Annotated in this window: 19 protein-coding genes and 1 pseudogene; 12 read left to right on the top strand and 8 right to left on the bottom strand. The window is 48.3% G+C overall.

Features of this window, described 5'->3' with window-relative positions:
• The coding region (locus tag J5I83_RS13825; RefSeq protein ID WP_304057166.1) for a transposase at nucleotides 1-232 on the bottom strand (232 nt) is incomplete at its 3' end.
• A 219-nt stretch (nucleotides 233-451) separates the two neighbouring features.
• On the opposite strand from J5I83_RS13825, the gene J5I83_RS13830 reads away from it, so the two are divergent.
• From J5I83_RS13830 to J5I83_RS13840, 3 genes are read left to right on the top strand one after another with little or no spacing between them, the layout of a single operon-like run.
• Nucleotides 452-751: a hypothetical protein gene (locus J5I83_RS13830; protein WP_304057169.1), complete on the top strand. Its 300-nt coding sequence runs from the start codon at nucleotides 452-454 to the stop codon at nucleotides 749-751.
• Nucleotides 752-767: 16 nt separating this feature from the next.
• Nucleotides 768-926, top strand: coding sequence for a hypothetical protein (locus J5I83_RS13835; RefSeq protein WP_304057171.1), 159 nt, complete (start codon nucleotides 768-770; stop codon nucleotides 924-926).
• Between the two features lie 38 nt (nucleotides 927-964).
• On the top strand, nucleotides 965-1,105 hold the full coding sequence (locus J5I83_RS13840) for a hypothetical protein (protein ID WP_304057173.1): 141 nt from the start codon (nucleotides 965-967) through the stop codon (nucleotides 1,103-1,105).
• Between the two features lie 44 nt (nucleotides 1,106-1,149).
• On the opposite strand, the gene J5I83_RS13845 is transcribed toward J5I83_RS13840, so the two are convergent.
• Nucleotides 1,150-1,908: a pentapeptide repeat-containing protein gene (locus J5I83_RS13845; RefSeq protein ID WP_304057175.1), complete on the bottom strand. Its 759-nt coding sequence runs from the start codon at nucleotides 1,906-1,908 to the stop codon at nucleotides 1,150-1,152.
• 510 nt (nucleotides 1,909-2,418) lie between these two features.
• Between J5I83_RS13845 and J5I83_RS13850 the strand changes: the two genes are divergently transcribed.
• From J5I83_RS13850 to J5I83_RS13860, 3 genes are all read left to right on the top strand, one after another.
• Complete coding sequence (locus J5I83_RS13850) at nucleotides 2,419-2,598, top strand: hypothetical protein (RefSeq protein WP_304057177.1); 180 nt, start codon at nucleotides 2,419-2,421, stop codon at nucleotides 2,596-2,598.
• A 51-nt stretch (nucleotides 2,599-2,649) separates the two neighbouring features.
• The gene (locus tag J5I83_RS13855) at nucleotides 2,650-3,747 is read left to right on the top strand and encodes a tellurite resistance/C4-dicarboxylate transporter family protein (RefSeq protein WP_304057178.1); all 1,098 of its coding nucleotides are present in this window, start codon (nucleotides 2,650-2,652) and stop codon (nucleotides 3,745-3,747) included.
• An 84-nt stretch (nucleotides 3,748-3,831) separates the two neighbouring features.
• Nucleotides 3,832-4,173 carry a hypothetical protein gene (locus J5I83_RS13860; protein ID WP_304057179.1) on the top strand — a complete coding sequence of 114 codons (342 nt, stop codon included), beginning with the start codon at nucleotides 3,832-3,834 and terminating at the stop codon, nucleotides 4,171-4,173.
• Between the two features lie 311 nt (nucleotides 4,174-4,484).
• On the opposite strand, the gene J5I83_RS13865 is transcribed toward J5I83_RS13860, so the two are convergent.
• From J5I83_RS13865 to J5I83_RS13875, 3 genes and pseudogenes are all read right to left on the bottom strand, one after another.
• Entirely contained in the window at nucleotides 4,485-5,870 is a 1,386-nt protein-coding gene (locus J5I83_RS13865; RefSeq protein WP_304057180.1) for a hypothetical protein, read from the bottom strand.
• Between the two features lie 284 nt (nucleotides 5,871-6,154).
• A complete protein-coding gene (locus J5I83_RS13870) occupies nucleotides 6,155-8,341 on the bottom strand; it encodes a copper-translocating P-type ATPase (RefSeq protein ID WP_304057182.1) in 2,187 nt (728 codons plus the stop codon).
• 226 nt (nucleotides 8,342-8,567) lie between these two features.
• Nucleotides 8,568-8,654, bottom strand: a pseudogene (locus J5I83_RS13875) (IS5/IS1182 family transposase); the annotation flags it as partial.
• A 173-nt stretch (nucleotides 8,655-8,827) separates the two neighbouring features.
• Here J5I83_RS13875 and J5I83_RS13880 point away from each other — a divergent pair.
• Nucleotides 8,828-9,148, top strand: coding sequence for a hypothetical protein (locus tag J5I83_RS13880; RefSeq protein ID WP_304057185.1), 321 nt, complete (start codon nucleotides 8,828-8,830; stop codon nucleotides 9,146-9,148).
• 367 nt (nucleotides 9,149-9,515) lie between these two features.
• On the top strand, nucleotides 9,516-9,908 hold the full coding sequence (locus J5I83_RS13885; RefSeq protein ID WP_304057187.1) for a hypothetical protein: 393 nt from the start codon (nucleotides 9,516-9,518) through the stop codon (nucleotides 9,906-9,908).
• A gap of 128 nt (nucleotides 9,909-10,036) precedes the next feature.
• Here J5I83_RS13885 and J5I83_RS13890 read toward each other — a convergent pair whose 3' ends face one another.
• Together J5I83_RS13890 and J5I83_RS13895 are read right to left on the bottom strand one after the other, a co-directional pair.
• The gene (locus J5I83_RS13890) at nucleotides 10,037-10,345 is read right to left on the bottom strand and encodes a hypothetical protein (protein WP_304057189.1); all 309 of its coding nucleotides are present in this window, start codon (nucleotides 10,343-10,345) and stop codon (nucleotides 10,037-10,039) included.
• A 309-nt stretch (nucleotides 10,346-10,654) separates the two neighbouring features.
• Nucleotides 10,655-10,801 (bottom strand): hypothetical protein, encoded by a 147-nt coding sequence (locus tag J5I83_RS13895; RefSeq protein ID WP_304057192.1) that lies wholly within the window; start codon nucleotides 10,799-10,801, stop codon nucleotides 10,655-10,657.
• A 423-nt stretch (nucleotides 10,802-11,224) separates the two neighbouring features.
• Here J5I83_RS13895 and J5I83_RS13900 point away from each other — a divergent pair, with 423 nt between their 5' ends.
• The gene (locus J5I83_RS13900) at nucleotides 11,225-11,638 is read left to right on the top strand and encodes an NUDIX domain-containing protein (RefSeq protein WP_304057250.1); all 414 of its coding nucleotides are present in this window, start codon (nucleotides 11,225-11,227) and stop codon (nucleotides 11,636-11,638) included.
• Between the two features lie 324 nt (nucleotides 11,639-11,962).
• On the top strand, nucleotides 11,963-12,562 hold the full coding sequence (locus J5I83_RS13905) for a uracil-DNA glycosylase family protein (RefSeq protein WP_304057194.1): 600 nt from the start codon (nucleotides 11,963-11,965) through the stop codon (nucleotides 12,560-12,562).
• Between the two features lie 106 nt (nucleotides 12,563-12,668).
• On the opposite strand, the gene J5I83_RS13910 is transcribed toward J5I83_RS13905, so the two are convergent.
• A complete protein-coding gene (locus tag J5I83_RS13910) occupies nucleotides 12,669-14,039 on the bottom strand; it encodes a c-type cytochrome (protein ID WP_304057196.1) in 1,371 nt (456 codons plus the stop codon).
• A 511-nt stretch (nucleotides 14,040-14,550) separates the two neighbouring features.
• Here J5I83_RS13910 and wrbA point away from each other — a divergent pair.
• Both wrbA and J5I83_RS13920 read left to right on the top strand, forming a co-directional pair.
• Complete coding sequence (gene wrbA / locus J5I83_RS13915) at nucleotides 14,551-15,153, top strand: NAD(P)H:quinone oxidoreductase (protein WP_304057198.1); 603 nt, start codon at nucleotides 14,551-14,553, stop codon at nucleotides 15,151-15,153.
• Nucleotides 15,154-15,235: 82 nt separating this feature from the next.
• Nucleotides 15,236-16,057 carry a class III extradiol ring-cleavage dioxygenase gene (locus J5I83_RS13920; protein WP_304057200.1) on the top strand — a complete coding sequence of 274 codons (822 nt, stop codon included), beginning with the start codon at nucleotides 15,236-15,238 and terminating at the stop codon, nucleotides 16,055-16,057.
• Nucleotides 16,058-16,081 lie beyond the last annotated feature (24 nt).

Raw genomic sequence — 16,081 nt, forward strand, 5'->3', positions numbered from 1 at the left:
GAGCATTTTCTTTCTTCAGGCGCTTTAACTCTTCATATAAATGATCGTCAGTACGTACTGCTTTGTCCTGATCCAGTGGTCGACTGTATTTGTTAATCCAGGTATGCAGGGTATTTTCGTTTACGCCTGGATCTCTGGCCGTTTGTGCAACAGGTTTACTTGATTCGTTGGCCAGCTTAACTGCTGACGCTCTAAATTCGGCTGTATAAGTTTTGGTTCTTTCTCGCTTCATATTAGGATCACACTCTTTTCGGATTATTTTAAATTGTGTGTCCGGTTTAGTGTAGCCACATCGTGATGTGGTTCCAGGAAATGGCGTTAGTTTAAAATGCTTTTTCAATCGTGTAGCCTGGGATTCGCACACTAAGATGAAGAAGTCAGCGCCAAAGCATGACGTGGGAGCGGTTTGGACGATTGTGGAGACGCTTTGCTCCACCAATTGGGACACTTCATGACTTACCCTTCGAACGCTTTGCCGCCAGAACCTGAGGTAGGAGCTCAGTGCATTAGTAGTGCACGCTGGGTCTGTGCGAGGACGGAGCGCCTGTTGTTCGGGCAAGGATTGGCTCCATTATCGCCCGTCAAGGACATGATAGGCAGTCAAGCGAGCAAAGGGATGCATGTGCTGGCCAGATTTTCCCGCCAGATCGCAAGCTGTGGCGTCTGGACAGATGGCCGTGCTGACTGTGCTGGAAGCCTATCCCTCCGGGGTTGCCAACGCTCTGCCACGATCACCAGACTACGTGGTTAATATGATGCTTTGGGCCATGAAGAAAGACAAAGAGGATGCGCTGACCTGCGCTCTAATTGCTTATCTCTATGCGGTGCAGCGGCAGTTGCTTGCCGCACCGGCTAGCGATATACCGCTATCTGAAGGCTGGGTATGGATACCGAGGACGTGTTTGAACAATCGCGATAGAATTTAGCAATCGTAAAGACGGCAGACGGGCAGTCATGAGCACTATTGGCCAATCTGAACGTGACTCAGAACCGTCTCATTGACTTGTGGCGCGATAAGGTGGAAATGCTGCTGCCGGATTTGTTGGAAAAGGGTAGAGAGCGGCTCGATGTTGCATTGGTAGTGGCGTGCTCTGATTCACATTGATTTCGTCTACGCGGGGCCATACCAGCGAAGGAGCCGTGCATGGTCTAGGGGCAGCCCTTGCATCCATTAGTGTGCGTCATGTTGAAAATAGTCTGATCGAGGTTAGCCCCAGTTAGATCTGCGTCGGTCAGATTGGCGCCGGTGAAATTTACCCCCTGCAAATTGGTGTCAATCAGAGAGGCTCCACGCAAATTGGCGGCACGCATGTTGGCGCGCTGGATGTTGGCATGATCGAGGATAGCGCCGTCGAGCCTGGCATTGGTGAGATCCGCACTGGTCAGCACGGCTCTCGTCAAATTAGCACCACTGAGATCAGCATTTTGCAAAATGGCGCTTTGCAGATTTGCGTCAACAAGCAGCGCATCATTAAAGCGCGCACCGCGGGCATTGGTTTTCACCAGCGAAGCCTGGCTCAAATTGGCTTCGCGCAGTTGGGTACTTGATAGATTCGCTTCATTCAGATTGGCTGCGGTCAGATTCGCTTTGGAAAGTACCGAGCGCGTGAACTGGGAATTTGCCAGATTCGCACTTTGCAGGTCGGCGCCATATAGATTCATATCCACGCAAAACGTGCCGCGCCGGATACTGCATCCCTCTATATTGCGCACTCCCTGGGCAAGTGCATCAGCGCCGATCAGCCAAAACAGCAAGAGTACACTTCGGAAAAGCATGGTCAGTGGGCGGAAGTCAAGGCGCATGGCGTATGGAATGCGAGATATATCGGATAGATTGGTGAAGGTTCGAGTGTCGCATAATAGATTTTTCACAGTGACTGCTAGTGTAATGATTTGCTGTCTGGACATAAGTATTAGTATGACTCCATTGGAAACGCATATTTAGGGTAGGTTTATTCAGAAAAAGATTAATCTGTGACTCGCGCGCAAAGTACTCAAGACAACACACGACGCTTTTTGTGGTACAGCGTTGATGGCCGTTTTTCAGTCACCTCAAGTTCCGCCACGGCATCACGCAGCGTGTGGCTAGCGGAAGCCTTGATATTGACTCCTGTCAGGTCGGTGCGGATACGTTTGAATAGCGCGTCACCCTTAGCCTGGTTGTTTGGGAGTACAGGAATATAAATATCCTTTTCCAGCTAGCAGCAATGTACCGGGGATTCCCCGGTGTTGTCAAACATCCTCAATGAATCAACGAAATCAAACCCTCAAGTATTTCAAGTATGCCAAGGACAAATGCATCGATGGGATCTCCGATCCACAGCATAATCTGTAATCTTTTAATGATTTTGTATAATGATGCCGTAAAAAAGTTTTCAGTAACTTGACTGGAATATCATGTACTACAGGAATTCACTAATGAAAAACAGAAAGATATTGCGCGTGACTGCTTGCCTGATGATACTACCCTTGTTATCCGGTTGCTGGACATTGGTTGCGGCAGGGGCGGGCGCTTATGGGGGGTATAAAATGAAAGAGAATGGCTATACCCTACAAAATCCGATTACAAAAGAAAAAAGTAAAAAATCAAGTCAGTAAGATTGTCAGCATAATTGCTGGCGAAAAGATATTCATTATATTGACGCAATCATGAAACGGTGCAGCGTCATCCTCAACGGTATCAAGGGATTTCATCCGGCCTATTTTGCCATGGTAATGGCTACCGGTATCATGTCGATTGCATTTGAAGCCATGGCTTTCCCTGGCATAGCAAAGGCGCTTTTCATACTGAATCTAATTTTTTACCTGACTTTGTGCACCATTCTGGCTGTGCGCATAATATTTTTCCAGCCAGATTTAATGGCGGACTTGCGAACCCTGCAGCGTGCCGTGCTTTTTCTGACATTCGTGGTTGGTACCAATACCATTGGTATGCAGTTTGTCATCTTCCAGCAGTCGACGGTAGAGGCCATTTTGTTATGGCTGGTTGCTCTGGCTGGCTGGCTCGGATGCCTCTATTTCATCGCGCTCGATTTTATCGCCATGCGGGGGAAGCCTCTGCACGAAATCGTGAACGGCGCGACCTTGCTGATTGTGGTCAGCACTGTCTCAATATCCCTGCTGGCAGTCCGACTTCTGGCTGACGCGGAAATTTATACCGGTTATGCTTATTTGATTGCAGGGAGTTTCTGGGCTCTGGGTTGCGTTCTATATCTGTTGATTGTAACGATATTGATCTATCGCCTGTTTTTCAGGCAATTTGAACTTGGAGAGTGGGAGGCGCCTTACTGGATCTGCATGGGCGCAGCGGCAATCATTGTTCTCGCTGGCACCGAGCTCGTCATGCATATGTTCGTCCTACCGGGATGGGAAGGCATCGCGGGAATTATTTTATGCATGACTGTTGTTGCATGGAGCATGGGAACATTGTGGACGCCCTATCTATTGATCATGGATATCCGAAAATTCACCCGCGTTGGGATTGCAGCCTCGGCGCCCCTTTGGATAAAAACTTTTCCGTGGTTGAGGCTGGCATTTGGCAGGCAATATCATGCCTATGATCCGCCTGCATGGAGCAGAGTTTTTCCCATGGGAATGTACACAGCCTGCACCCTTTCCCTGGCGAAAGTGACGAATTTCGGATTGTTTGCGATGATTCCCCAATACTGGGGCTGGTTTGCACTGCTGGTGTGGTCGGTAACATTGATTGGCATGCTACGCGCTGTCATTTTTATAATTCCGGATTGAAGAATATAGGTGCATAAGGATGCACCGTGCCCTCTGTATAATGACAAATAATTTAGAAAATATATAGCGCCCCGTCAGCTTTTTATGCGTCAGTCCTTGAAACCGATTAAAGGTATCCTGATTTACACAGCTGTGATGGTCACAGCTTCATTGGCGTACTTTCTGTATGCCTATTCGGTTTATCCGGCTATTGAAGAAAAGGAAACCTTTCTGAGTGAAATCGGCGAGGGTTTTGGTAACATCGGCTTGGCTGCCCTGGCCTTTATTTACTTTCGTCCCTTCTTGAAATTGGTGCTGGGCAAGGGAAAACTGGTACAACGATTACTGCCTGATTATACGCCCCCGCTTGATTCTCCCTTGCTAAATCAGTTGCTTGGATTTCTAAACTGCACGCATGTCTATGTCGGTATAGTTCTGCTGAACTAAAGAAATTTTCCTATGTGGTGCATGCACAATTTGTCACGGGTATTGCGATCGGAATTTTTGCTTTTTTGGGCACATCTTGATTGATGATTAAATTTGGCAATGGCTACCGAAAAGGCTACGATGGCATTCGAGATCATTAACGATTACACAATAATGGTCAGGCTTCTTTGAAGAATCTTCGCTCAACAGCCAATTAAGCGGCATAACCACTTCCATCTGATTACTTGGCCAGTTGCTGTATTTGCTTCGAGGAAGCACGAAACACCAGCGATTCGGGCTGGGCTGTTACCTTTCATAAGCTGGGTCGTCCCTTATTGCCCATTCGGCACCGACTCCAGCCAAGTACATTGCTTGACTACCTCAGGATCTACGCCATCATGGCCAATTCCTCTGGCGATCAGGCCAATGACCCTCGGATCATTGTCATACTCGGTATGAGCGGACAGGGGATTGGCAAATTTTCCTACAAAGATATCCGCTATATCAGATACGTTAAGGATGGCATTGGTCAGAATTGGACAAAGACGTGAATCAACGTACTCGTCAATAAAGCTGGGAGGGAGCGCATAGCTGAATAAGTCATTGGGATCGCTGAAGGCAATGAGGTGGGTTTTGCGGAAGATCTTTTCTGTTTCATGGACTGCCGTCAGGTCACAGATATCAGCGATCCGGCCGGTAACTTCCGGCTTGGGCTGTCCCAATTGCAACAGAGGCAACTGGTTGGAAAGCATAAAGATGGTGAATTCCTTTTGCTGGAGGCGATGTTTTTGTTCCATGATATTGTTCCATGTTTTTGCTGAGAGCGGTGGCACCATGGCATTTCGTGGCGTTTGCAAAGGATCCGCAGTAGTCGTTGCCTTGGTGAGATCGCTCATAGCGCCTGCTATCCATTGCAGCGCATCAACGGTAATCCGGCTGCCAAGACTGTGAGAGATAAAAACGAACTCATCATCAAGCCGACTGAGACTTGTGGGAGCGCTTGCGTCGCAGAATTGCGCAGTCCTGGTCTTAAGCGACGCCCAGCTTTCGCTCATGAGCCAGCAGAGGGATTGGCCGACAGAAATCTGGATCAGCCGTCGTGAAGTGCCATTGAACATCATCACATCCGGAATAGTGTCATTGACAAATACCTTCAAGGTATTATTGATGGGTGCGCGCCGGAAGGAATACTCACCTGAGTTATCAAAGTTAATGGTTTGTTTTTCTTTTGCGATGATGGGATCCCAGGTCAGTTCGGCAAAAGTAACCTCTCTGTTTTCATCAGCATTCATATAATGTGTCAGACGGAGCAATCCCAATTCCTGATTTGGGTACTGGGGGTGGGTAATAGCAATCTCCTTGACTGTCTCCTGGACACGGTTGAGAGAAAGTGTCTGCGCCAGGTTTTCTGCCAGGCGGGTGGAGTAACCCGGTTGATGAGAGCCGATACCATGGACTACCAGCACCTTGAGCACAGGATGATCACTTTCGTTGGCACGAGCTACTTGTTCCTGCCTCTTTAACTTCGCTTCCAATCCCTCGAAAGGACGGCCACGGACGTAGCACTTGCGGGTATTCTCTTTCTTGCCTTGTCCACTTATGACTGCCTCGGTGACTCCTTTAGCAAAGCTGACGCAACCTGAAGAAAGTATTACCAGTAACAGCAGAAAAATCATCGAGATGTCTCTTGGCATCCGGGAAAATCGGCTTGCTATCATGCTTTTCTCCAAGAATAAATGAGCGGAATGACATCGAGAGTAAAACTCTGACTGTTGTCGGCTTGCTTCCTTATTCCAATTCTAAATCAAAACTTACTTTGTCGGCTTCTCCTTGGCCGCATTGTTCATACTGTCTGCAGCTTGCTCAACCAGTGGCAATAACTCAGCAGGCCAGCGCCGCAAGTACTGCATGCGGTGCTTTCAGCCAGCTTTACCAGATATGTTCTTTTAGGATTGCCATGGCATAATCATCGAGGGGCGGGATGCTCAGGATGATCAGCTGATCACTTCAGCACAATAAACCGCAATCTCAAAGCATTCGCAATGACACTGAGCGACGAGAGCGACATGGCAGTTGCTGCGATAACCGGTGAGAGCAGTATGCCGAAAAAGGGGTAGAGCATACCTGCCGCCACAGGTACCCCAGCAGCGTTGTAAACAAACGCGAAAAACAAGTTTTGCCGGATATTGCGCATGGTGGCCATGGATAGCTTGCGGGCGCGCACGATACCGGTCAGATCGCCTTTGAGCAGTGTGATGCCCGCACTTTCCATGGCAACATCGGTACCGGTTCCCATGGCAATGCCCACGTCAGCCGCTGCCAGCGCAGGCGCATCATTAGTGCCGTCGCCTGCCATAGCGACAATGTGTCCTGCTTCACGCAGTTTTTTGACAATTTTGCCTTTGTCTTCAGGCAGCACCTCCGATTCAACTGCTGTGATTGCTAGCTTTTTGGCCACAGCCTCGGCGGTACGGCGGTTATCGCCAGTCAGCATCAAGATATGGATGCCCTGTTGCTGCAGTACCTGAATCGCCGCCGCTGTGGTCGCCTTGACGGGATCGACTATCGCCAGAAGCCCGGCAGGTTTGCTGTCCACTGCGATAAAGATGACAGTTGCTCCCTCCGCGCGCAAGGCATCGGCCTCTATCGTGAGTGACGACATATTGATGGCGTATTGTTCCATCAACATGATATTGCCAAGAACAACCTGCTGACTTCTTATTTTTCCGATCACACCTTTGCCGCTCAGCGAGTCAAATTCATCCGCTGAAGATAGCGTGAGCGCTTTTTCTTTTGCTGCTGTGATAATGGCATGCGCCAGCGGGTGCTCGCTGCCCTGTTCCAGCGACGCGGCCAGCGCCAGCAGCACATCTTCGGCAAACCCTTCTGCCGCGACTATCCTGGTCACTGCCGGTTTGCCTTCGGTAAGCGTGCCAGTTTTATCAATGACCAGCGTATCGACTTTTTCCATCCGCTCTAGCGCTTCGGCATTTTTAATAAGCACGCCTGCCTGGGCGCCCTTGCCGACGCCGACCATAATCGACATGGGCGTGGCCAATCCCAGCGCGCAGGGGCAGGCGATAATCAGCACACTGACTGCGGCAATGAGTGCATAACTAAAGGTAGGTGCAGGCCCGTATACCGCCCAGGCGATGAAGGCCAGCAAAGCAATGAGTATCACCGCAGGTACAAACCAGGAAGAAACAACATCGGCCAGCCGTTGGATCGGAGCGCGGCTGCGCTGTGCTTCGGCCACCATCTGAACAATTTGCGCGAGCATCGTATCCTTGCCTACGTGCTCGGCACGCATGACAAAACTGCCGGTCTGATTCATCGTACCGCCGATCACCTTGCTGTTCAGTTCTTTTTTTACTGGCATCGATTCGCCTGTTACCATCGATTCATCCACTGCACTGCGTCCCTCAACGACAATGCCGTCCAAAGGGACTTTTTCACCAGGCCGGACACGCAGCAGATCATCCACATGGATATGTTCCAGCGGTACATCTTCTTCTTCATTTGCGTTAATCCGCCGGGCTGTTTTGGGCGCCAGATCAAGCAGCGCACGGATTGCGCCACCTGTCTGCTCGCGTGCTTTGAGTTCTAGCACCTGCCCCAGCAGGACTAGCACCGTAATCACTGCAGCGGCTTCGAAATAGACAGCCACAGTTCCGTCCGCCTGCCGGAATGCATCGGGGAAAATACCGGGCGCTAATGCCGCCACCATACTGTAGAGCCAGGCCACCCCTGTGCCCATGGCAATGAGGGTAAACATATTCAGTTTGCGTGTTTGCAATGAAGTCCAGCCGCGCGCGAAGAAGGGTTTTCCGGCCCAAAGTACCACGGGTGTCGCCAGCGCCAGTTGTATCCAGTGAGATAGAGCACCGCTGAAGTAATGATGCCGATCGATAAAATGTGTACTCATTTCCAAGATGAAAACGGGCAGAGTTAAGATCAGACCAATCCAGAGCCTTTTACGCATATCGGTCAGTTCCGGGTTTTCACCTTCTTCTCCTGTCATCGTGGCTGGTTCCAGTGCCATACCGCAGATGGGACAGTTTCCCGGACCTTTTTGCCGGATTTCCGGATGCATCGGACAGGTGTAGATCACTTCGCTACTAGCAAGCGGGATGGCTTGCATCGTCTTTTCAACTGACTTGTGCTCATGGTGGCCATTCTGTGAATTCATATAACCTCCTTGTGATGAGTCTTCACTTAAATCTTTAATCTCTGTTTGATATCACGCTCAAAAAACTGGTTCAACCTCAGTTGCTGAATTAGTCAGCAAGATTAGTTTTGACCATCGCTGTGATCAACATTGCCCACGCCATCGAGCTGATGGTTTTAGAAGCAGTTTGGAAACTCTCCTGCTCTAGTAATCGCCTCAACATAATAGGGATCATGGCGATATAAATTCAAGTTTCGTCTGGACAAGTGAGACGTTCGTAGCTTTTGCTAAGTTGGCGCGAATGATTAAACCAGCCGAAGGTATGCTCGATTACCTGGCAACAGGGTAGCACGGAATTTACTGTTGCTTATCCTGTTTACCAATTGCTATAGTAAAGTAGATAGTAAGTTGAATTTATCATTGATAAATTTCAATCATGGCATCGCTGGAAACAGTCGTTCCGACGAATAGGAAATATTAGTAAACCTTTTTTGCAGGAGAAGACTCATGACTATTGATGAAAATCTGATACAAGCAGTCTGGGAAAAAGGAAGAGGGATGCTGGAGAGAGATACCTCCGAATGGCGTATGGACCAATGCGGTGCTTGGATAAACAGGCGGCAATATAATAATGCAAAGTCAGAATATGGCTGGAAGATGGTAAATGTTAAACCGGGTAGCCCAGATTCTGCGGAAAGCCTGCAGCCATTTCACTGGAATAATGATTTCGATATTGCGAATGATAAGCCGCACTGCCGGGTCACAGCAGACCGAACTGGGTTGTCGCCTACCCAGAGTATCGATACACCGCACAACACGGATGTTTGATCTAGCAGCTTGATTGGAGTAAAACGGAGCGCCTTGTCAATGCGGCCATGCCAGGGAGTTTGCTGCTAAATGACCAACTGTCCAACAATATTGCCAAAGAGGAGGGATGGCAGCGCATGGCTTGTTTCGCTTTTCTCGGATACCTGCTGAATCATTAAGCGGTTCCCAGGCAGATTCTCATGTGATCCTGGTTCAGCTGAACAAAGAGGCAAGCTGATTTAGCCGTTTACCCAAAATCCTGAGCACACGAGGTATGTGATGATAAGGGCTTGGCGCATTACTCTGCTGCTTTTGCTGATAAATCTGCTCAGCGGCTTTACCCTGTTTAGCGAACAGCCAGAGTATTGCAAAAGTACTAGCAATGCGGATGCCAGCGCCTGTTTTGCCTCGCATCCCGCCTATTGTGAAAGCACGAGTTATGCCAATTCGGGAGCCTGTTTCCTCGCCAATGTTTCCTACTGCGAAAGCGATCGTAACGCCAATACTGGCGCGTGCTTCACGTCACACCCAACGTATTGCAGTAGTTCAACCTACGCCAACGCCGGGGCCTGCTTCCTTGCCAACGCAACCTATTGTGAGAGCGATCGTAATGCCAATTTTGGTGCATGCTTTGCATCACACCCAGCATATTGCAGTAGTTCGAACTATGCCGATGTGCCCGCCTGTTCGGGTGCAAGGCCTGCATACTGTGAAAACAGCATCTACGCAAACTCGAATGCATGCACCCGGTACGAGAAACTTAACCCTAAACGAATTATAGAATTTGCCCGCCGCATCGGTACTCCCGTAAATGTGAACAAACTTATGCAGGAGCTGATGAAGTAATTGGCAATGTTGGGATGGTAATGGCTAGCGTGAATCAATTCGAAGTCATGATTTCAAGGAGAATCAAGAAAAAAGAGACTTTACGGAAGCCGTAAAATTATCCCAGCTTTTTTCTATTTTGGCGGAAATGTCATTCCAGCCTGCTTCCAAGGAATCCTTCACTTCGTCCCATTTATCATCTGCAGTGTCGGCAATTTCCAGCGCTTTGGCTTTGGCTTGCTCAACTCTGGATTCCAATTCATCAATTGCCGCATGAATATCACTGATGGCTTCATTCGATTCGTTTATTGCCTTATTTTTAAGTTCTGTCAATTTTGTTTGCTGTTCATCAATGGTGGCTTGAATTTTAGAGAGCAGTTCATCTTTGGTCATCTTCTTATCTCCAGAATATTTGATCTAATAGATGATAACTATCAGATCTAGATTGAAAATCAATGTGATCTTGAGGGAAATATTTTTAGATAAGTGAATAATTCCCACTTTTTCATTCTTACATTTGTTTTCGTAGATTATCAGAATATGCCAGTCAAAAAAATACGTGCAAACACGTAAAAATGTTTCTGGTAGTGAGCGCAGATTGAAACAAAGAACTGGCGGTACGCATTATTTTTCCATGCATGATGCATTTGTGGGTACAAAAAAACCGCCCAAGAGGGCGGTTATAATTTTGAGTCATATATTTTAACCCTTGCTTTTTGAATCTTCTTTGTCCGGCATGGATTCACGTTCCATCAGCGCGCTTGGCGGATACTGACCAGGTTTTGGTTCCATGCAGGCAGTTAGCGACGGTGCTATTAAGAGTGCAGCTAATATGAGTAAAAGTTTCATTTTTGCAGTCTCCTATTAGAAAAAAATACATAACAACAAAGTAGATCTCGCAGAATCTATGCAAATTCAGTGGGGGTTAAATTGCATTGATTCATGGTGATCTGTTTATTATTGTTTCCTATTTCTATCATGACCACAATACGTATAAACACTTAGAAAATGATTTTAAAGACTCATTATCATTGTACAAAGCTGGGGTTTACTATCGACCTTGCGAAAAATTGGGATGAATCCTTGATTTCATCGCATGCAATCGAATGACTGGCGGGAGCAAGCCTTTCTGATGTTTATTGGAGTAATATTATGGCTAAAAGGCTGAGTGCCGGCATACTCTTGTATCGGGAAAGACAAAATAAACTTGAAGTTTTCCTTGTTCATCCAGGGGGACCATATTGGGCGAAAAAAGATAATGGTGTATAGTCAATTCCCAAGGGAGAGCTGGAAGAGGGAGATGATCTCTTTGAAACGGCGAAGCGTGAATTTATCGAGGAAACGGGATTGCCCATTAGCGGGGAGTTTTTCTCGCTGTCGCCGCTGAAGCAGCCCAGTGGCAAAGTAGTTTATGCCTGGGCGGTGAAAGGCGATCTCAACGTCACTGCTATTAGCAGCAATTTGTTTTCTATGGAGTGGCCTCCTGCTTCTGGTATTACACGGCAGTTCCCGGAGATCGATAAGGACGAATGGTTTAATATCCGGTCAGCAATGCAGAAGCTCTTACCAGGCCAGCGGCCATTCTTGAAGGAATTGTTAGAACACCTTGAGCATAATTTGCCAACTTCTATGCCATCTGACGTTTCTTCGATTAAACAAGGTTCTGGCGGCAGAAAACCGGACTAAAGGAGCCTATTCTGATGGCAGCAGCTGCCGCATTGGGAATTGACAAAGTCTAATCAAAAGTAGATCGCCTTTGTAAGTGGAAACTTTTCGGCCTTACCATCAGCCATAACGACAGTAATCTGGAGGTGGCAGGCAAAGCCATCAGTAAATAGATGCGTTATGCTTGTATATTTAATGACAATGGGGTTATCGGGATTGACGGAAACGAGGTGATTTAGTGCAAAAATCTTGGAATGCCAGTAACTGGACGCAAAGACCGCCGCAGTTACTAAACACGCCAGTGCTATCGCTGGCATTAACAGTGAAAGTATTTACATAAATGATATGGCTTCCCTCGCATCGCTGATCAATGAGGTACGTGCTTGCAGCCGCTGCGCTATGCACTTGCCGCTTGAGCCGCGTCCGGTCTTCCAGATACATGAGTCGGCCTGCATTCTGATTGCAGGACAAGCGCCTGGCAGGACGGTTCACGAAACGGGCATTCCCTTTAATGACCCAAGTGGTGACAGGTTGCGCGCGTGGCTAGGCATCTCGCGCGAAATATTCTATGACGCAGAGCAAATAGCCATTCTGCCTATGGGGTTCTGCTTTCCCGGAGCAGGCAAGTCCGGCGATCTACCGCCGCGACCTGAATGCGCGCCAGCATGGCGGGAAGCATTGTTGTCACACTTGCCGAATCTCAGGCTTACCCTGCTATTAGGACAGTACGCACAGGCCTATCACCTTCCCCAAGAAGATAAAGGGAAAGGTGTCTCAGTGACTGGCGCCGTGCAAGCATGGCAGAAGCACTGGCCACACACTGTCCCCCTTCCGCATCCGAGTCCGCGCAACAACCTGTGGCTCAAGCGCAATCCGTGGTTTGAGGTGGAGCTTATTCCAGTCCTTCGCGCCCGGGTTGCGAAGGTACTCAAACGTGATAGCTAACTCATTCATTAAGAAAACCGTCTCTGGCTTCATTGTGGCTTCTACTCGCTGAATAGCTGCTTGATTCGAGCGTCCTTCGAGCGCTTTTGTGTGATCCGGTGCGCTATCAGAGCGACTTGAGGTATTCGACCAGATCCGCTTTTTGTGCTGCTGTCAGATTCAGCCTGAAGTGGTTGTCATAGTGGTTGACCACGGCAGGGAGGTCTGGTGCGCTTCCATCATGAAAATATGGCGGATGCTGCAGAAGCCCTCGCAGCGGCGTCGTTCGGTATTTTTTTGTGGCAGATCTCGCGACGTACACCGACTCTCTGCCAATTTCCGAAGGGTCATGCAGGAATGGCACGCTCCGATCCGGGCCGCGCAGTACGTCAGTGAAGTGTGGCGGTCGATGGCAAGTAGCGCAGCCAGCTTCATTACGGAACAGACGCTTGCCTCGCTGAGCAGCTGCTCGATCGAAGCTCCCTTTAGGCGCTTTTGGCGCCTGCAAGCTCAATTGGTAGTCAAGCAGGGCCGGCAGCTTCGAAGTGACCAGGTCTGGCGTCTGTTCGATGGTGATGCCAATACGCGGATCGCTGAAGTTTCCATGGCCGCCCATTTGTCCCACGCCAACATAGCTGTTCCAATAGGAGATGGGTCCATCTGCGGTGTATGTTTCGAAGCCGGCACCCTTTAACCCATAGATTGGTGGAATAACGATCGGTTGAGACGGGCTGTTGAGCGGAGTGATGTTGGCTCCGTCAAAGAAGTGGTGCCGTGGAGCATACTTACCCGGCCCCCAATTACTGAATTCCTTCTTGGTGGCATCATCCAGTACCGGTGATAGCGCCACGATAGCGCCTACGTTCAAGTCGGTATTGGCCCATCCGTCGAGTCGCTTGCCAATACTTGGTGCAAATGAATTGTCCACAGATGAATGACACAGCGCACATGTCACGCCAATTTTGGCGAGTTGGCCTGCTTCGTCGAAGCTGCCCTTCACGCCGACCACTGCATTTAGGCGCAGCAGTTCCAGCGTTACCGCGGGGTTCGTCAGATCAACCTGACCGGCCTGAAGCGCTGTGATGACTTCCTGCGGCAAGGCTTCAACATCAACCTTGAGACCAACGGCTAACGCAGTTGCCGGATTGACCGTTGCAATAGCTTCGTGCATCCGCAACACACCGCTCCACAACTGCTCGTCACCGAAAGTGTCGAAGCGAAAAATCTCTTGTCCCTCGCGATGTTTCTGTGCAGCATCATCAGAGATTCCAGTGTCCTGCGTTGCCCAGCTTGCCGGGATGGATCCTGGAATGACGAAAGCCATTATCAGGACGAATACGATTGAAAGAATACCCATTGTTTCTCTGCCACTTTTGCAATAAATTGAAGCAGCAGTAGGAGAGGAGCAAGATTGCTCCTTGTACCCGTTATTAGATCTACTGCCTATAACCCATATTTTTTTTCTGCAACTGCTGCTAAGTGGTTTTATAGGTTCCATCTTTGCCTCCTTTTTAGCAAAACAACTCGATTATTATTAGGCGAACAAAAAATGTGGTCTTGCTACATGATACTAATGGCCACATTCATTAATAATTTAATTAGAAATAGAAGAAAATTGAATACGTATAAACACGTATAAAATGAAACCAACGGCATAATTTATTTGCATAAAATTAAATCATATAACCATAGTGATATCATGGATAATAATGATTTGTTAGGAAATTTAGAGTTATTAATCCTGTTAATATGCATAATTAAATGACATAACCATGGTGAGCTTGGGGATAATTCTGGTTTGGTCAGAAATTACGAGTTATTCATCCTATTTGTAAATCTGACGGAGCCTGATATGATGAAAATCAAGTTGACTAATTGCCTTAAGGCAAAAGAGATATCGTGAGTATTGCTGTAAGAGGCCTTTTCTTTTGATGTAGTAAATTACGTCATTGCAAAGGTTTGGTTTAAGTTAAGCCTGTTCTACGATTACACGACATCAGGAGGTAAGCATGGCAAAAATTCTTGTACTTTATTACAGTATGTATGGCCATATTGAAACAATGGCAAGCGCAGTGGCTGAAGGTGTGCGCAGTGTCGATGGCGTCGAGGTCATCATTAAACGCGTGCCCGAGCTTATGCCGGAAGATATGGCCCGGAAGGTTGGCGCCAAGCTCGATCAGGTAGCGCCGATTGCAACGGTGGATGAGTTGCCGAACTATGATGCCATCATTTTTGGCACACCTACGCGTTTCGGCAACATGTGCGCCCAGATGCGTAATTTCCTTGATCAGACTGGACGATTATGGTTGAGCGGCGGTTTGATCGGCAAGGTAGGCAGCGTATTCACGTCGACAGGAACGCAGCACGGTGGGCAGGAAACCACCATTACTTCGTTTCATACCACCCTGCTGCATCATGGCATGATTATCGTGGGAGTGCCCTATTCCTGCCAGGAAATCATGAACATGAATGAGATCACCGGTGGTTCGCCTTATGGAGCGAGCACGTTGGCAGGTAGCGATGGCAGTCGCCAACCATCAGATAATGAAATAACAATCGCACGCTTTCAGGGCGTACATGTCGCAAAAATAGCCAAAAAATTATCAAGCTAATTATCTGATGAGTGAGAGGAATATAACCATGGATGTATTCCTCTTAACAGAATATAAACGCTTCCTACAGTAGGGGTTGTAGATGATCAGACAAATATCTGAAACGCTTTCACCTGTGTTATATCTACCTCATGGTGGCGGACCATTGCCCATTCTGGGCGATAACAGACATGAGAAAATGGTTGCTTTCCTGAAAGAAATCGTGAGCAAACTGGGCGAGCCATCAGCGATTTTAGTCATCAGTGCTCACTGGGAAGAAGACCAGGCGACAATTACGAGTGGCAGTCATCCTGGCATGCTCTACGATTATTATGGATTCCCGGCCGAAGCTTATCAAATTAAGTATGCTGCGCCCGGTCATCCACAGCTTGCAACAGAAGTGCATGAGCTGATCGTGGCCAGCGGCATGCCGGCAAGACTTGACGAACGGCGGGATTTTGATCACGGCATGTTTGTGCCACTCAAATTGATGTATCCGCAGGCACGGATTCCCTGCATTCAATTATCGTTACTCAACAATTTAGATCCCGGTAAACATATCGCGCTGGGAAAAGCGATTGCCTCTCTCCGAAAAAAAGCGGTACTGATTATCGGGTCAGGTATGTCGTTTCATAACCTAAAGACCTTCTTCTCGCGAGATATTGACGGTAATAAAGAGAATGCTGAATTTGACGACTGGTTGATCGAAGTGTGTACCAGCCCGGCCATTTCACCTGAAGAGCGTGAGCGGCGATTAATTGAATGGGAAAAAGTGCCATCGGCCCGCTTCTGTCACCCAAGAGAAGAACATCTATTGCCGTTACACGTTTGCTACGGCATCGCCTGTGCTGACACCCCAATTGCCCAAGTGGTATTTAACCAGGAGGTTATGGGCAAAAGGGTGACGAGTTTGCTGTGGCAGTAGCGAAACGTAGCGCTCAACATCAGT

The organism is Nitrosomonas communis (assembly GCF_024102715.1).
GTDB classification, from domain to species: domain Bacteria; phylum Pseudomonadota; class Gammaproteobacteria; order Burkholderiales; family Nitrosomonadaceae; genus Nitrosomonas; species Nitrosomonas communis_B.

Coding starts and splice junctions, on each gene's coding strand:
- J5I83_RS13845 (WP_304057175.1), bottom strand. CDS start 1,908: ATGTCCAGACAGCAAATCATTACACTAGCAGTCACTGTGAAAAATCTA.
- J5I83_RS13920 (WP_304057200.1), top strand. CDS start 15,236: ATGATCAGACAAATATCTGAAACGCTTTCACCTGTGTTATATCTACCT.
- J5I83_RS13905 (WP_304057194.1), top strand. CDS start 11,963: ATGGCTTCCCTCGCATCGCTGATCAATGAGGTACGTGCTTGCAGCCGC.
- J5I83_RS13860 (WP_304057179.1), top strand. CDS start 3,832: ATGCGTCAGTCCTTGAAACCGATTAAAGGTATCCTGATTTACACAGCT.
- wrbA (WP_304057198.1), top strand. CDS start 14,551: ATGGCAAAAATTCTTGTACTTTATTACAGTATGTATGGCCATATTGAA.
- J5I83_RS13890 (WP_304057189.1), bottom strand. CDS start 10,345: ATGACCAAAGATGAACTGCTCTCTAAAATTCAAGCCACCATTGATGAA.
- J5I83_RS13830 (WP_304057169.1), top strand. CDS start 452: ATGACTTACCCTTCGAACGCTTTGCCGCCAGAACCTGAGGTAGGAGCT.
- J5I83_RS13855 (WP_304057178.1), top strand. CDS start 2,650: ATGAAACGGTGCAGCGTCATCCTCAACGGTATCAAGGGATTTCATCCG.
- J5I83_RS13870 (WP_304057182.1), bottom strand. CDS start 8,341: ATGAATTCACAGAATGGCCACCATGAGCACAAGTCAGTTGAAAAGACG.
- J5I83_RS13865 (WP_304057180.1), bottom strand. CDS start 5,870: ATGATAGCAAGCCGATTTTCCCGGATGCCAAGAGACATCTCGATGATT.
- J5I83_RS13835 (WP_304057171.1), top strand. CDS start 768: ATGAAGAAAGACAAAGAGGATGCGCTGACCTGCGCTCTAATTGCTTAT.
- J5I83_RS13885 (WP_304057187.1), top strand. CDS start 9,516: ATGCCAGCGCCTGTTTTGCCTCGCATCCCGCCTATTGTGAAAGCACGA.
- J5I83_RS13880 (WP_304057185.1), top strand. CDS start 8,828: ATGACTATTGATGAAAATCTGATACAAGCAGTCTGGGAAAAAGGAAGA.
- J5I83_RS13850 (WP_304057177.1), top strand. CDS start 2,419: ATGAAAAACAGAAAGATATTGCGCGTGACTGCTTGCCTGATGATACTA.
- J5I83_RS13910 (WP_304057196.1), bottom strand. CDS start 14,039: ATGGAACCTATAAAACCACTTAGCAGCAGTTGCAGAAAAAAAATATGG.
- J5I83_RS13895 (WP_304057192.1), bottom strand. CDS start 10,801: ATGAAACTTTTACTCATATTAGCTGCACTCTTAATAGCACCGTCGCTA.